Below are 15,659 nucleotides of genomic sequence, written 5' to 3' on the forward strand. Positions count from 1 at the left end.
CAGCAATCCCAGTACCAATATTATTCAAGGACAGGATGGTGTTAATGAGAACTGGAATTTTTCCACTACTGCATTAACAAATATTGATGCCATCCAAACAGGCAGTGGTAACGATACCGTCACCGGTTCCACAGGAAATGATACCATCGACGGCGGCCTGGGCAATGATACACTCAATGGCTTTAATGGTGATGATACCCTTTATGGCAATGAGGGTACTGATGTTATCAATGGCAATCTGGGTGATGATGCGCTTTACGGGAATGCCGGTAACGATACCATTCATGGTAATGAAAATAACGACCTGATCTACGGCAACGACGGTAATGACTCTCTTTTTGGTGATGATGGTGATGACATTATAGAGGGTGGAAATGGTACGAATACCATGAATGGGGGCGCAGGCAATGACACCTTTAGAGTGAATGCAGGTGAATCTGGAGTCAATACCTTCCAGGGCGGTACAGGTACGGATCAAATAATTGCAGCAACCAATGCAACCGTCTTTTTAAGTACTACTTATAGCGTGGCAAATTCCATAGAACAAATCAATGGCGCGAGCAACCCCAGTACCAACATCATTCAAGGTCAGGATGGGATTAATGAAAACTGGAATTTTTCCACTACTGCATTAACTGACATTGATGCCATTCAGACAGGCAGTGGTAACGACACAGTTACCGGTTCCACAGGAAATGATACCATCGACGGTGGCTTGGGTAATGATACCTTAAGAGGTGGTAATGGCAATGATCTGCTGTATGGCAATGAGGGTAATGATTCTATTTTTGGTGATGATGGTGATGACAGCATTGAAGGTGGAAATGGTACCAATACCATGGATGGGGGCGCAGGCAATGACACCTTTAGAGTGAATGCTGGTGAATCTGGGGTCAATACCTTCCAGGGCGGTACAGGTACGGATCAAATAATTGCAGCAACCAATGCAACCGTCTTTTTAAGTACTACTTATAGCGCAGCGAATTCCATAGAACAAATCAATGGCGCAAGCAATCCCAGTACCAACATCATTCAAGGCCGGGATGGTGTTAATGAAAACTGGAATTTTTCCACTACCGCATTAACTGACATTGATGCCATCCAAACAGGCAGTGGTAACGACACAGTTACCGGTTCAACAGGAAATGATACCGTCGATGGTGGCCTGGGTACTGATATCATCAATGGCAATCTGGGCGATGATACTCTTTACGGGAACGCTGGTAACGATACCATTCATGGTAATGAACACAATGATAATGTAAACGGAAATGATGGCAACGATACTCTATTCGGAGACGCAGGTAACGATGTCGTGAACGATGGAAAAGGAAACGATGTGTCAAATGGTGGAATTGACATCGATACCGCCTTACTACGTTTCAATTATAGTGACTATACATTCAGCTACAATGTTGGAACTCAAATTCTCACAGTGACCAATACTGTAGAAGGATTGGAAAAAGATACTTATGTAAACTTTGAATTTTATAGCTTCAATGGCGTTATGTATTCATTCAATGCAGGTGTATTCACGCCTGTAATTCCCCCGGTAGTGCTTGACCTGAATGGTGATGGCATACATTACTCAAACCAACCAATACTTTTTGATGCCAATGGTGATGGCTTTTTGGATAGGACGCAATGGATAGGTATGGAAGATGGAATACTTACTTTTGATAAAAATGCCGATGGAAGTCTTACAGACACCAGTGAAATTTCATTTATAAGCTATCGTGATGGAGCTCGTACTGATTTGGAAGGGTTAAAGGCATTTGATACAAATCATAATAACCAATTGGATCAGGATGATAAAGATTGGGCTTCTTTTGGAGTAACTCAAAATAATCAATTTATGAATTTGGATGAATTAAACATTCTAAGTATTCAACTGGAATCTGATAATCAATATCAAATCACGGATACAGGCATTATTGAATTTGGACAAGGGACTTTTAATTATAGTGATGGATCTATCGGTAAAATCGCTGATGTAGCTTTTACGTATGAAGTGATTAACGACTATTCTATATTGGATAATCAAGCCAATTCATTGGACACTTTTTTAAGTGATACTCAATCAAACTCCCAAGACACTCCGCCCAGACAATCAGTTGAAAATGAAGTTGAACTGACATTAGAATCACTACCGTCAGTTCAGTCATTTACAGAGCCACTACCTCAGGTCATTGAGGTAGCTTAACCATTTATTAATACAAATACCTACTCAACTTATATTAACTCGCTTTACCAAAACATTCTAAAGATATATGGATAAAGACCAGCTAAAAAAGCTGATTGGACAATCTTGGGGTGTCTATTTGAATCAACTCCCTGGCCACCTCGTTCAAAGCTCCATTTTTATCCATCCATCCCAAAGCCACACATACTTTACGACTTCGATTATCATGCTTCTGAGCATGTTCAATGATTTCAGTTAATGTCATATTTGAACGCACTTCAGTTCTTCTAAAAAAGCCAAAACAACCTGATTGGGATTTCTTAAACGCTTCACGATGGGATTTGAAAAAAAGCGCTCTCGCAGACTCAACTTTGGATACATCAGTATCTGTTGAGGTATGATGGGTTTTGTGCGTGCTTTCCTTATTAACCTGATTGTGACAGTAACTATTAAAAGCATTACTGAGAGCCACTGCATGAGTACCTGTAAAAGTAATCAGTGACTTTCTATTAGCTAATAATTCGGGGGGGCTGGTTAATTGTATATTGGGTATATATCCTGATTGATTCAAACCAATATGAAGTGCTCGAAAATAAGGACTGTATTTAAAATTATCTAATAAGGTTTTCGCTTCATGACTATTAACCGTTATACCTATTGAATCCTGTTGCTTATTAATCACAGGCACAAAATCCTGTACTCTGCCATTACTACTCGCAAGTAAACCATCACAAGTACCAAACAAATCTGCTTTTTGATAGATGCCAGCTCCTTGAAATTCATTGAAATCAGCTGCACCAGTACTGATGTTAAAATCACCTCCAATTACAGCAGCAGAATCCCGTGATACACACTGCCGAAGCGCATTACGAGTGTCACTCTGCTTCATGTAATCACCATGAATATTAACTACAGTCATAGTTTGATAATCAAGAGAGGTAATCTGTACCGATTGAACCCGCCCTGGAATAGGAATATTGGATTTAGCCGTAGTATTTATTTGTTTTGGATAGCGATTGTAATCAGCAATAGTGAATAATGCTGAACGGGTGCCCGTTGTATTCGTTATATTATTTATATTAAGGGATTCAAAACCAGGAATCTGTTTTAATTTATTATAAAACGAGTTGCTTCTGTCATCAGCACTATTGTATTGAGGCGCTTCCTGAAATATAAATACATCAACTCCTGAGTTTTTCAGCTCCCTGATGACATTGATTAGTTGATCCAATCGTTGTACGTATTCCGTAGTTGACTCTGATTTTTTGAAATAATTATTGGAGCCACTCCCTCGACACATCAAATTAAATACACAGACAGCCCCATCGATAATGGGTTCATGATCAGAAACTTGCGCTTGTATGACTGATTTATTACCTAAACATTTAAATGCGACCACAGTTCAATTACCTCTATATCAGAAATAGACCTTGGTTTAATTATAGAAGTATATCAGATTGATATTAAAATACTCTTAACGATCTGAATTAACGCAATAGTAATACTCTTAACGACACGTTTTAAAAAAATCCGACAATAGATTAGAACATTCATGTTGCATCAGTCCTTCATCTATTAATACCTTGTGATTCAATGGATAACCTTGAAGAAGATTAAATACAGATCCGGCTGCTCCACCTTTAAAATCTCGAGTTGCAAAGACTAAACGTTTGATACGAGCCTGAACAATGAGTCCCGCGCACATGACACAAGGTTCGAGCGTCACATAGAGGGTGGTATCCAAAAGCCGGTGATTTTTAAGTTTTTGAGAGGCTTGTCTGATGGACATGAATTCCGCGTGATCTGACGGATCGTGGCTGTTTTGCAGAGCATTTCTACCAATGCCCAATAATTCATTGTCTTTACTCACTAATACGGCACCAACCGGCACCTCTCCCTCTGACTGAGCAAGAAGTGCCTGTTCATAAGCCATTTGCATCCAGAATTTATCGTTCATTCCCATTCTATAGTTGCAGGAGGCTTGCCTGAAATATCGTAAGTAACTCGGGACACGCCCTCTACTTCATTGATAATACGATTGGATACTGTACCTAAAAAGTCCCATGGTAATTGAGACCAATGAGCGGTCATGAAATCTACTGTCTCTACAGCACGCAGACAGATCACGTAATCATAGCGACGTCCATCACCCATTACGCCAACACTTTTTACTGGTAAAAATACCGCAAAAGCCTGACTGACTTTATGATACAGTTGCGCCGCATGAAGTTCTTCAATAAATATGGCATCTGCTTTACGTAAGATGTCCGCATATTCCTTTTTCACTTCAGCAAGAATACGAACGCCTAATCCGGGGCCCGGAAATGGATGTCGATACACCATTTCATGAGGTAACCCTAGTTCAAGACCCACTTTACGCACTTCATCCTTGAATAATTCACGAACAGGCTCTAATAGTTTTAAATTCAACGTTTCTGGCAATCCACCTACATTATGGTGCGATTTAATGACCACTGATGCTCCATTTGTACTTGTTGCCGCAGACTCAATAACATCGGGATAAATAGTTCCCTGAGCAAGCCAGGTCACTTCCTGGATCTTTTGAGCTTCTTCGTCAAATACCTCAATAAACGTTCTGCCGATTATTTTTCGTTTTTCTTCCGGACAAGTAATTCCCTGCAAAGCGGATAAAAATTTCTCTTCAGCATTAACAGCGATAATATTGATTCCCATGTGTTGACCAAACATGGTCATCACCTGTTCTGCTTCATTTAAACGTAACAACCCAGTATCAACAAAAACACAAATTAATTGTTTGCCTATGGCTTTATGTAATAGAGCAGCAACAACGGAAGAATCAACACCGCCAGATAAGCCAAGAAGCACTTTATCATGACCTACCTGTTTTCGTACCTTGCTGATTGCTTCATCAATAATATGTCCTGCAGTCCAGGTAGTTGAGGCCTTGCATATATCAACAACAAAACGTTGTAAAATACGTAATCCTTGCAAGGTATGGGTAACTTCGGGATGAAATTGAAGTCCATACATCTGACGTGACTCATCAGCCATTCCAGCAATAGGCGCATTACGAGTCTCACAGATTATTTTAAAACCTGAGGGTAGTTGAGTAACTTTATCTCCATGACTCATCCATACATCTAAAAGCGCTTCCCCTTTATCTGATGTACGATCTTCAATATTTTCAAAAAGTTTGCTCTTCCCATGCAGGCTCAATTCAGCATAACCAAACTCTCTTATTGAAGACGATTGAACCTCGCCTCCAAGTTGTACAGCCATAGTCTGCATTCCGTAACAAATACCTAATACAGGTATGCCAGCATCAAATATCCATTGAGGTGCTCGAGGATTGGCATCATGGGTAACTGTTGAAGGACCACCAGATAAAATCACGCCGCAAGGATCTCGTTGCTTGAACAGATCCTGATTAATATCATAGGGATATATTTCGCAATAAACTCCCATTTCACGAACTCGTCGTGCAATTAACTGCGTGTACTGAGATCCGAAATCCAGAATAAGTAAAGGACGTTGTTTTAAATCAATCATTATTAATTATCCACCTGATAATTAGGCGCCTGCTTGGTAATACTCACATCATGTACATGTGATTCACGTATTCCCGCATTGGTAACCTGTACAAATTCTGTTTTGGAATGTAAGTCATCAATGGTTGAACAACCTGTATACCCCATACAGGATCGTAGTCCACCCAGTAATTGATGAATTATTGTTTGTACTGGCCCCTTGTAAGGTACCCGCCCTTCAATTCCTTCAGGAACCAGTTTTTCCGCACCTTGCGAAACATCCTGAAAATAGCGGTCACTGGAACCTTGTGCCAAGGACATCGCTCCAATAGAACCCATTCCTCTATAACTTTTATAAGTACGTCCTTGATATAATTCAATTTCACCAGGCGACTCTTCAGTACCGGCAAACATGCCGCCCAACATCACGGTATCTGCACCAGCAGCCAAAGCCTTACATACATCACCTGAAAAACGTATGCCTCCATCAGCAATAACCGGAATGGAGCCATTAAGTTCATTAGCTACATTAGCTATTGCACTGATCTGCGGTACTCCAACTCCTGTCACAATTCGTGTAGTACATATGGAACCTGGGCCTATACCTACTTTAACAGCATCAGCACCTGCAGCGTATAAATCGCGAGCAGCGGCAGCCGTAGCGATATTTCCACCAATTACCTGAACTTCCGGAAAATGCTGTTTTATCCATTTAACCCGGTTTAATACGCCCTGAGAATGCCCATGAGCAGTATCAACAACCAGAACATCCACACCTGCTTCAACGAGTGCTTCCACACGTTCATCTGTACCATCGCCAACGCCAACAGCCGCCCCGACACGTAACTGCTCTGATCCGTCTTTACACGCGTAAGGATTATCTTTAGCTTTTTGAATGTCTTTTACAGTAATTAAACCTCTTAATTGAAAGGAATCATTTACAACCAAAAGTTTTTCAATTCGGTGCTTATGCAACAAGCTACGCACTTCTTCTCTACTGGCTCCTTCTTTGACTGTAACCAGCCTGTCCTTGGGGGTCATTACTTGTGCTACAGTAAGAGCCATATTGGTTTCAAATCGAATGTCGCGACTGGTTACAATTCCAACCAGATTTTGTCCATCAACAACTGGAACACCCGAAAAGTTATATTTGGTCATCACATCAAGCAATTCTTTAACTGTTACATCGGGTGTTACTGAAATAGGATCTTTAACCATACCACTTTCAAACTTTTTAACTCGTCTGACTTCTTCAGCCTGATCTGTAATGCTCATGTTTTTATGAATAATACCAATACCACCTTCCTGAGCCAGGGCAATAGCCAATCGTGCTTCAGTAACCGTATCCATTGCAGCTGAAAGCAAAGGCATATTCAAGTTTATTGAGCGCGTTAATTTGGTTTTTAAAATTACATCTTTAGGAAGAATAAGGGAATGGGCAGGTACCAGTAAAACATCATCAAAAGTCAAAGCTTGCTGTACAATGGAAAGAGCCATGTTGTTCTCACTCCAGTAGTTAAATTAACCGAATAGTTTACTCCATTTGTAAGAAAAGTTAAACATTTAAATCATAATTATTACACTTTATTATTAATTTCAGGTTTAATTCTCTTTGTAGCTCTTGACATCTTGAACTGAGGAATGATTAGCGTGTACACTGTTGGTTAAATATTGTGTTGAATCGAAGAATAGGAAGGGTTCAGCGTTGGCTAAAATAATAGTAATCACATCAGGTAAAGGCGGAGTGGGAAAAACCACTTCATCTGCGGCTATTTCTTCGGGTCTTGCTTTATTAGGGCATAAGACTGTAGTTATAGATTTTGACATAGGTTTAAGAAACCTAGATATCATCATGGGCTGTGAACGCCGTGTAGTATATGACTTTGTTAATGTCATCAATGGTGAAGCAAGCTTGAATCAAGCGCTTATTAAGGACAAACGTGTCCCTAATTTGTATATTCTACCTGCATCACAAACTCGAGACAAAGATGCATTAACCCTTGCGGGCGTAGAAAAAACACTAAATGAATTAGCTAAAGATTTTGATTTTATCATTTGTGACTCCCCTGCAGGAATTGAAACTGGCGCTTTAATGGCCATGTATTTTGCTGATCATGCGATCGTTGTGACCAATCCGGAAGTATCATCCGTTAGAGATTCAGATCGAATTTTAGGCATATTGGCCAGCAAGACTAAAAGAGCTATTGAAAATGCAGCGCCAATTCAGGAGCATCTCTTGCTAACTCGCTATGATCCCGAGCGTGTTGAGCGTGGTGAAATGCTGTCAGTTACTGATGTCAAAGAAATTTTAGCAATTCCATTAATTGGAGTAATACCCGAATCTAAATCCGTTTTAAGAGCATCGAATACAGGTACACCAGTAATACTTGATGAAGCGAGTGATGCAGGTATTGCCTATCAGGATGCTATAGCACGTTTTCTCGGGGAAGAGCGACCAATGCGCTTTATTAATAATGAGCGTAAAGGATTACTTCGTCGCTTATTTGGTAAAAACAAGGAGGAAGTGACAATATGAGCATTTTTAATTACCTCCGTAGAAGAAACTCTACCGCATCAGTTGCTAAAGAACGGCTACAAATCATTATTTCTCATGAGCGTTCTCAACGTAATACACCTGATTATTTACCTAAACTGCAAGAAGAAATTCTTGCAGTTATAGCAAAATACGTACATATTACCCGTGATCAGGTTAGTGTTAATCTGGAACGTATGGGTGATAATGCGGTTCTGGAATTAAATATCACAATGCCTGATGTTGCAGAACAAGCTTAAATCTTTGATCAGAATCAACCTATTGATAACTGCATTTTATTGATTTTTATTAGATTTTTAGACGATCTCAAGCTGTCACAATTATTGAAATTGCATTCTTACTTTAATTCAAAACAGTACATCATTAGATTATTATAAATAAGAAATTGTTCTGTTATTTTTCACTTTATATAGGAACATAAAATCAAATAACCAATTAAATCAGCTATAATTAAAATCAAAGAATGAACGTTACTTTACGAGAGAACATTTTAGATTAATTGATGGTGTCTTTTTAAGAATAATACAGCTCATTTAAAAGTAAATCAGTCCGTTGAACAATCAACAAAATTATAGAATAGGAACAATATTATAATGACTGATCACAAACCATGTATATTACTCGCTCGTCAAGGAATATATGATAAAAACAGCATCGTAAATGCTTACGAAATACTGTACCGTAATGGAAGTATACTCTCGGCAGAAGTGAATAATAACAATCACCATGAAGGTGATACAGCAACCTCCTCAGTACTTAGTCAACTGTTTACAAACCTGGACTTCAATGCACTCATTGGAAGAAAAAAAGCGTTCATCAATTTTACTTATAATAATATCATTCAACAAATACCTATGTTACTTCCCAAAGATAGAGTTGTTATTGAAGTTCTTGAAACAGTATTAGCGGACAAAGAAATAGTACACAATTTACGTACACTCAAAGATAAAGGTTATCAAATTGCTTTAGATGATTTTGTGTACAATAAAAATCTTGAAGAGCTTATTGAAATTGCAGATATCATAAAAATTGATGTTCTCAACCAAAATGAGCAACAAATAGAGAATCAATTAGCGCCATTAAACAATTATAAGGGTATTCTTTTAGCAGAAAAAATTGAAGACAAAGCGCAATTTAAAATCTGTCAAGATTTTGGATTTCAATATTTTCAAGGATTTTTTCTAAACAAACCAGAATCAGTTGAAGGCACAGTGATCACTGAAAATAAAGCGCAACTCATACGTCTATTGACTGAACTGAATGACGATAATGTCAGTATTGAGCGCATTGAAGAAATTATTTTACAAATTCCCAAATTAAGTTATCGAATTTTGCGCTTAGCGAATTCACCTTCTATGTATTCCAGTAGAAAATTTGATTCATTGCTTGATGCAATTGGCCAGTTAGGGCTAATACAAATTCGTAACTGGTTGAATTTATTGTTATTAGCGAGTTTTGATGAGATAGCACCTGACCTGTTAGAGCGCACCTTAATCCGAGCTAAAATGTGCGAATCATTGGCTCAAACAATGAAACATTCAACCCCTCATCAAGCATATACTGTAGGGATCTTATCTACCTTGGATGGCATATTAAATAAGCCTTTAGGTTTGCTCTTATCAAAAATTCATTTGAGTGAGAAGCTAAATGATGCATTACTCTATAAGAAAGGAGAGTTAGGTTCATTCCTTAAATTTTCAATTGACTATGAACAGGCAAATTTTACCAGTCTTAATTCATTGCCTATAAATGAAGAAGAGCTTACAAAGCTCTACCTTAAAAGTATAGAATATGCCAATTCAATGCTTGATATCATCAATATATAGTAATTATTTTAAACGCTAATTTATAAGTAAAATACTTCTTTACTAATCACATATTGTGGTTATTTAAACTTATGGATTTTTATACAATTAAGAGTATTCGGTTAGTCATAATATCTAAAGGTCTTTGCAATAGGAGCAAACGACAGGAATCAAAAAATGAATGCCAGCAGCACTAAATGGTTCAATTGATTGAACATCTAAAATTAAGGTATCACTACTTTTTAATTAAATTGATAAGGCGCTACCATTAGACAAAGAATAACCCAGTCAAAATGGCAGTGCCCCAAGGTGGAGAACATCAAATCTATTTATACAATTTCACTTTCTATAGTGTCCTTAACAGTCTTTCTTTTTACAGACTTATTCTCAGAAGATAAAGGTGCACGTCTCAGTTCATCATCAGCAAAATCATCCACTTTAATCACTTCTTGTCGTGCAAGTTCAGCCTCTTCCAGCTCTTTAGCTTCAGCAGAATTCAGTATTCCGCAATTTAACGCTTCTTCAATTTGCTCTTTAAAGGTCAATGATTTCAACACATGCTCTTTGGCAGCTTTCATTACCTTGCGTTCCAAATCTTCAACAGAACAAATTTTATGAAAAGCCTCTTCCATTCGACCTAATGGGCAATTGTCGCCAGGCTTACTATAAACCAGGCGTGTTAATCGTGAACGTGTTTCATTGGGTTCAATTAACATTCTGGCTAATTGATGCCCTAATCGATCGTTAGGTATATGTCTTCGGTTACCGAATGGTTTTAAAATTAATGGCAAGACAATTCGAGCCCAACGTGCTGGGAAATTAATAATCACACCATGCATTGCATCTTCACATTCATGTAATAATTGTTGACAGCTCCATTGCACCAAAGGCAGATCAGCAGGAGGCTCACCGTCTTCATAAAAGCGTTTCAGGACACTGGATGCCATATACAAGCAACTTAACATATCACCCAGGCGAGCAGAGAGTTTTTCCCTTCGTTTTAATTCACCACCCATCACGACCATTGAAAAGTCAGCAAGAAAGGCAAGGTTCGCACTGTATTTATGTATTAATTGATAATATCGTTTTACTGAACTGGCCGGAGCTTTTGACATATGGGCATCTGTCCAGGCAAACACGAGTGACTTGGTAAAGTTCGCGATAGTAAATCCTGCATGACCAAAAAATGCTTTATCAAATTGCTCCAAATCATTATTGCGCACACTTTCCAATTCTTTAAATACATAAGGATGACAACGAACGGCACCTTGACCAAAAATAATTAAGCTGCGCGTTAAAATATTTGCACCCTCTACCGTAATTCCAATTGGAGATCCTTGGTAACCTCTGCCTAAATAGTTATTAGGACCGAGGCAAATACCCTTTCCACCATGAATGTCCATAGCATCCAAAGCGATTGCTCTGGCTCGTTCAGTAGTATGATATTTTAGAATTGCACCAGCAACTGAGGGTTTAGCCCCATGATCAATAGCAGCTGCAGCCATGGTTAAGGACGCATCGATAATATAAGTATTCGCTGCAATTCGAGCCAAGGGCTCTTCTATTCCTTCAAACTTACCAATTGGTTGATTAAATTGTTTTCGAATACGTGCATAAGCGCCAGAAGCAAGAGACACGGCCTGAGCACCGCCACTTGCGCTTGAAGGCAGTGAAATAGCCCGGCCAGCACTGAGGCACTCCATTAACATGCGCCAGCCTTGACCTGCCATAGTGGCGCCACCAATTAAATAATCCAGAGGAATAAATACATTTTTACCCTGAGTAGGTCCATTTAAAAAACCTGTATTTAACGGGAAATGTCTTCTACCTTTAATCACACCAGGTGTTGTTGCAGGTATTAAAGCACAACTGATACCTATATCTTCGCCTTTACCGAGTAGATTATCCGGATCGAACATTCTGAATGCCAAGCCTACTACAGTTGCAACTGGGCATAGAGTGATATAGCGCTTATCCCAATTCAAACGAACCCCAATCACTTCTTCACCATTAAACTCCTGACGACAAACAATACCCTGATCCGGAATAGAAGCAGCATCAGAACCGGCATTTGGCCCAGTCAATGCAAAACAGGGGACTTCACGACCATCAGCCAATCGTGGGAGGTAATAATTCTTTTGCTCTTCAGTTCCATATTTAAGTAATAATTCACCTGGGCCTAAAGAGTTGGGTACAGAGATTGTTGTTGCTGCAGTTATTGAACGACCATAAATTTTCACCAATATAGACATTTGTGCGGTTGCAGAAAATTCTAAACCACCATATTGTTTAGGAATAATCATGCCCAAGAACCGATTATCTTTGATAAATTGCCATACTTCAGGAGGTAAATCAGTGCGATTATGCGTAATATCCCAATCATCGAGCATGGAGCATAAAATATTTACTGGTCCATCAAGAAACTCTTGTTCTTCTGCAGTCAAATGAACGACGGGGGCGCTTCTTAGTTCTGTAAAATTAGGAGCACCACTGAAGATATCGCCTTCCCAACTCACTGTCCCTGCTTCCAATGCTTCTCGTTCAGTGCTGGACATTGCCGGCATTGTCTTGCTGATCACCTTAAACAGATGTTTCGAAATTAACTCTCTTCGCAACGGTTTTACTGTTCCTGCGATTAATATCAGTTCAATTGTCCATAACAGAGATTGCGCAAACCAACCTGGAGAACCAAAATGAAGGATCAAACTCATAAAAATTGTAAAGCTGATAGCCCATACCGATATTGACGCCTGACGGGTTATCAATATCCCTGCCGCACCTATTGTCGCAAGTATTAATAGTACATGTAACACAGAGTTCTCCTTATTATCAGCCAATTAAAAGTAACTTGTGGTTATCTTAGAAGTATAGCATCTATAGCCTCAATAACCTGCTTAGCAACAGACTTTGGGTGTTCCATTGGAAATAAATGTGTCCCCTTGGTTTTAAAACTTTTTATATGAAAGTGTTTCCGCATATAACGTACATCCAGACGATCAACAACAGTACTCTTATCTCCATACAGTAAAGCAGCTGGAACCATTAACCTCCCTTCAAAACTGGGAATAACATGCGGGATCGTTCTATATATTTGATATTCAATATGCCTGTCAAATTTCAAATAATAACCATCTTCTTTTAAATCCAGACCGTACGTGATGTAATCATTTATACAGTCATCCGTGAATGATTTAAATAAATCTCTTGTTTTCAAATATCGAAGCAATTGATCATGATCTTGCCAATAAACCCTTCTGCCTTTTGTTCTATAAGCTGGTGTCACCCGGTCAATAACACCTAAAGCTTTTGCCAACCGAACCATACTCGATTTAATTGGACCAATTAAAGGTGAATCAAGTAATACCACTGCATTAAATAAATCAGGTCGCTCAATCGCCGCCAACAAGCTTAAAACTCCTCCTAAAGAATGACCCACTGCAATCACCTTTTGATTCGCTTGCTGTTCAATACTGGCAATAACCTCCTCTACCAGATTATGCCAATTTTCAGTCACAGGATAATCTGGATTGTGCCCAATCCTGTCCACGTAGCACAAATCAAAACGGACAGCCAACTGATCTAAAAATTGCTTATAGCATAATGAAGGAAATCCATTTCCATGAGCAAAATGGATTAACTCCTTCATCATGACACCATTTTCTTACTGTCAGAGCGTAATGATCTGATCGCAAAACTGAAATAAACACCAATCAAAGCCAATAAAATGAATCCAAATCCATAGAATATGGCATTCAAGGTGATAAACATCATCAAGACAAGCAGCATTGGGGTAGCCGATACCATAAATAAACGACAAGATTGGCTAAATTTTAGTTTAAATGAGAAAAATATTCTTGAAAAAACCTGTCCCAAAAAAGCCAGAACAAGGAAAAAAACCACCAACAAAGAGTAAAAAATTGCAACAACTACGGGATAAATCATTAATTGTGCCGCATATTTTAAACCATATATGGAACTGCTATTAATGATGCTTTTACCATCAAACATCATATTCATGCCTTTATCAAAAGGCTGGACAATTACAGGTCCTCTGATTGTTTGATCAGTACCAATAGCCATTATTGAAGGAGAAGGAATTTTAATCGACATTTTATCTTTATTAATAAGCAAGGTCAGATAAGGGTATTCCTTGGTAAACTCAGTTACGGTTCCTGTTGAATCGATGATAACAGATACAAGTCCTTTATCATTTTTAATGAAATAAGGCATTGGTTTATCGAAATTGAGCTCTCCATTTTGAATATAAATAGTAGGCAACGAGAGTATCGGTGCTATCATCTGATTATGAAAATCAGTATTAAATTCAGCGCTCATTTTTAAAGAGTAAGGAATAGCGCCAATCAAGATAGCTAATAAAAGATAAAGTAGCCCGATTCCTCGCCAACGTTTCCCTACATCGATATATAATCTCTTTGAATAAAAGGACATATAAAGTGCTGACCAGTAGCTGTAGACCGGAGCATCAAAAGGTTTTAATTTATTTTTATCTTTAATTTTCGCCACACCATTCTCCAATACGCTTACCAGATTTTTGATGAAAAACATGTAATTTCATTTTAGGTAACTCTACAAAGATTTGTCCATCAGGAAATGAATAATCAGCAGGTAAACGTAAATTAATACGCTCTCCATTATGAATACTTTTTGCCTGAATCAGTTTGTCCGCGCCCATATCATCTATAAATTCAATCTTTAGTGCTATGGAATGTGTATTGTTTTCACTGGAATGTTGGATATGTTCTGGCCTGACAGCCAAAGTAAGCGCAGCATTGTCCTCTATAGTTTCTATCCATTTTGGAGCAGGAAAATCAACTCCCAATCCAGTCTGAATAGTCTTCGAGCCTTTGTTAAAAATACCAGTAAAGAAATTAATCGGATAGTGACCGGTAAATCCTGCAACAAACTCAGTTGCAGGAGTTTGATACAATTCCTGCGGCGTACCAAGTTGTTCGACTACTCCCTGATTCAATACTAATACGCGTTCTGCCATAGTCATTGCTTCGGTTTGATCATGAGTAACATATAAACTGGTTGTGTTGAATTGTTGATGCAGTTTCTTTATTTCATGACGCATTTCGGTACGTAACTTGGCATCTAAATTGGATAGTGGTTCATCAAATAAATAAACGGAAGGTGATCGTACTATGGCTCTCCCCATAGCCACCCTTTGTTTTTGGCCACCAGAAAGCTCCTGAGGTTTTCGTTCAAGATACGGTGTCAGATGCAGTAATTTGGCGACATCTCTAACTCGCTGATTAATATCAAATTTGCTCAGCCGCCGCATTTTTAATCCATAGGCCATGTTATCGAATACCGTCATATGCGGATAGAGGGCGTAGTTTTGAAATACCATCGCCATGTCTCTTTGGGCTGCCGGGATGTCGTTTACACATTGGTTATTGATCCGTATTGTTCCAGAACTTAAATTATCCAGACCAGCAATTAGTCGTAATAATGTCGATTTTCCACAACCCGATGGTCCAACAACCACCATAAACTCACCCTTTTTGATACTGACTGTCAGTTGTTCCAAAATGGATGTTGTTCCTACCTTTTTAGTGACTTCAATTAAATCGACTGTAGCCATA

12 protein-coding genes are annotated in these 15,659 nt (G+C 38.7%); 4 read left to right on the forward strand and 8 right to left on the reverse strand.

Annotation, left to right across the window (positions count from 1 at the left end):
- A partial coding sequence (locus tag Lqua_RS06750; protein ID WP_193787175.1) for a calcium-binding protein occupies positions 1-2,203 on the forward strand: 2,203 nt, incomplete at its 5' end.
- An 82-nt stretch (positions 2,204-2,285) separates the two neighbouring features.
- On the opposite strand, the gene Lqua_RS06755 is transcribed toward Lqua_RS06750, so the two are convergent.
- The 4 genes from Lqua_RS06755 to guaB form a co-directional block, all read right to left on the reverse strand.
- Positions 2,286-3,581: a hypothetical protein gene (locus tag Lqua_RS06755; protein WP_058473509.1), complete on the reverse strand. Its 1,296-nt coding sequence runs from the start codon at positions 3,579-3,581 to the stop codon at positions 2,286-2,288.
- Positions 3,582-3,689: 108 nt separating this feature from the next.
- The gene (tadA, locus tag Lqua_RS06760) at positions 3,690-4,139 is read right to left on the reverse strand and encodes a tRNA adenosine(34) deaminase TadA (RefSeq protein ID WP_058473510.1); all 450 of its coding nucleotides are present in this window, start codon (positions 4,137-4,139) and stop codon (positions 3,690-3,692) included.
- A complete protein-coding gene (guaA, locus tag Lqua_RS06765; protein WP_058473511.1) occupies positions 4,136-5,713 on the reverse strand; it encodes a glutamine-hydrolyzing GMP synthase in 1,578 nt (525 codons plus the stop codon). Before guaA ends, tadA begins: the two co-directional genes overlap by 4 nt.
- A gap of 2 nt (positions 5,714-5,715) precedes the next feature.
- Positions 5,716-7,188 carry an IMP dehydrogenase gene (guaB, locus tag Lqua_RS06770; protein WP_058473512.1) on the reverse strand — a complete coding sequence of 491 codons (1,473 nt, stop codon included), beginning with the start codon at positions 7,186-7,188 and terminating at the stop codon, positions 5,716-5,718.
- A 208-nt stretch (positions 7,189-7,396) separates the two neighbouring features.
- Here guaB and minD point away from each other — a divergent pair, with 208 nt between their 5' ends.
- The 3 genes from minD to Lqua_RS06785 all read left to right on the forward strand — a co-directional run bounded on the left by minD (position 7,397) and on the right by Lqua_RS06785 (position 10,071).
- Positions 7,397-8,227, forward strand: a complete 831-nt coding sequence (gene minD, locus Lqua_RS06775) for a septum site-determining protein MinD (RefSeq protein WP_058473513.1) — start codon at positions 7,397-7,399, stop codon at positions 8,225-8,227.
- Positions 8,224-8,484: a cell division topological specificity factor MinE gene (minE, locus tag Lqua_RS06780; RefSeq protein ID WP_058473514.1), complete on the forward strand. Its 261-nt coding sequence runs from the start codon at positions 8,224-8,226 to the stop codon at positions 8,482-8,484. The genes minD and minE overlap by 4 nt, the downstream gene beginning before the upstream one ends.
- 354 nt (positions 8,485-8,838) lie before the next feature.
- Positions 8,839-10,071, forward strand: a complete 1,233-nt coding sequence (locus Lqua_RS06785; protein WP_058473515.1) for an EAL and HDOD domain-containing protein — start codon at positions 8,839-8,841, stop codon at positions 10,069-10,071.
- Between the two features lie 308 nt (positions 10,072-10,379).
- Here the strand turns inward: Lqua_RS06785 and Lqua_RS06790 are convergent, their stop codons facing one another.
- The 4 genes from Lqua_RS06790 to Lqua_RS06805 are packed head-to-tail and all read right to left on the reverse strand — an operon-like array spanning position 10,380 to position 15,658.
- Positions 10,380-12,863 carry an acyl-CoA dehydrogenase gene (locus tag Lqua_RS06790; protein WP_058473516.1) on the reverse strand — a complete coding sequence of 828 codons (2,484 nt, stop codon included), beginning with the start codon at positions 12,861-12,863 and terminating at the stop codon, positions 10,380-10,382.
- Positions 12,864-12,904: 41 nt separating this feature from the next.
- Positions 12,905-13,696 (reverse strand): alpha/beta fold hydrolase, encoded by a 792-nt coding sequence (locus Lqua_RS06795; RefSeq protein WP_058473517.1) that lies wholly within the window; start codon positions 13,694-13,696, stop codon positions 12,905-12,907.
- A complete protein-coding gene (locus Lqua_RS06800) occupies positions 13,696-14,616 on the reverse strand; it encodes a DUF1189 family protein (protein ID WP_058473518.1) in 921 nt (306 codons plus the stop codon). Before Lqua_RS06800 ends, Lqua_RS06795 begins: the two co-directional genes overlap by 1 nt.
- Positions 14,561-15,658: an ABC transporter ATP-binding protein gene (locus Lqua_RS06805; protein WP_058473519.1), complete on the reverse strand. Its 1,098-nt coding sequence runs from the start codon at positions 15,656-15,658 to the stop codon at positions 14,561-14,563. The genes Lqua_RS06800 and Lqua_RS06805 overlap by 56 nt, the downstream gene beginning before the upstream one ends.
- Between the last annotated feature and the right edge of the window lies 1 nt (position 15,659).

Origin of the sequence: Legionella quateirensis (assembly GCF_001467955.1) — a bacterium.
Lineage (GTDB): Bacteria > Pseudomonadota > Gammaproteobacteria > Legionellales > Legionellaceae > Legionella > Legionella quateirensis.

What these genes read in the sequence shown, in the direction of transcription:
- guaB (WP_058473512.1), bottom strand. Translation starts at nt 7,188, where the DNA reads ATGGCTCTTTCCATTGTACAGCAAGCTTTGACTTTTGATGATGTTTTA.
- Lqua_RS06795 (WP_058473517.1), bottom strand. Translation starts at nt 13,696, where the DNA reads ATGAAGGAGTTAATCCATTTTGCTCATGGAAATGGATTTCCTTCATTA.
- Lqua_RS06785 (WP_058473515.1), top strand. Translation starts at nt 8,839, where the DNA reads ATGACTGATCACAAACCATGTATATTACTCGCTCGTCAAGGAATATAT.
- Lqua_RS06800 (WP_058473518.1), bottom strand. Translation starts at nt 14,616, where the DNA reads ATGTTTTTCATCAAAAATCTGGTAAGCGTATTGGAGAATGGTGTGGCG.
- tadA (WP_058473510.1), bottom strand. Translation starts at nt 4,139, where the DNA reads ATGAACGATAAATTCTGGATGCAAATGGCTTATGAACAGGCACTTCTT.
- Lqua_RS06805 (WP_058473519.1), bottom strand. Translation starts at nt 15,658, where the DNA reads ATGGCTACAGTCGATTTAATTGAAGTCACTAAAAAGGTAGGAACAACA.
- minE (WP_058473514.1), top strand. Translation starts at nt 8,224, where the DNA reads ATGAGCATTTTTAATTACCTCCGTAGAAGAAACTCTACCGCATCAGTT.
- guaA (WP_058473511.1), bottom strand. Translation starts at nt 5,713, where the DNA reads ATGATTGATTTAAAACAACGTCCTTTACTTATTCTGGATTTCGGATCT.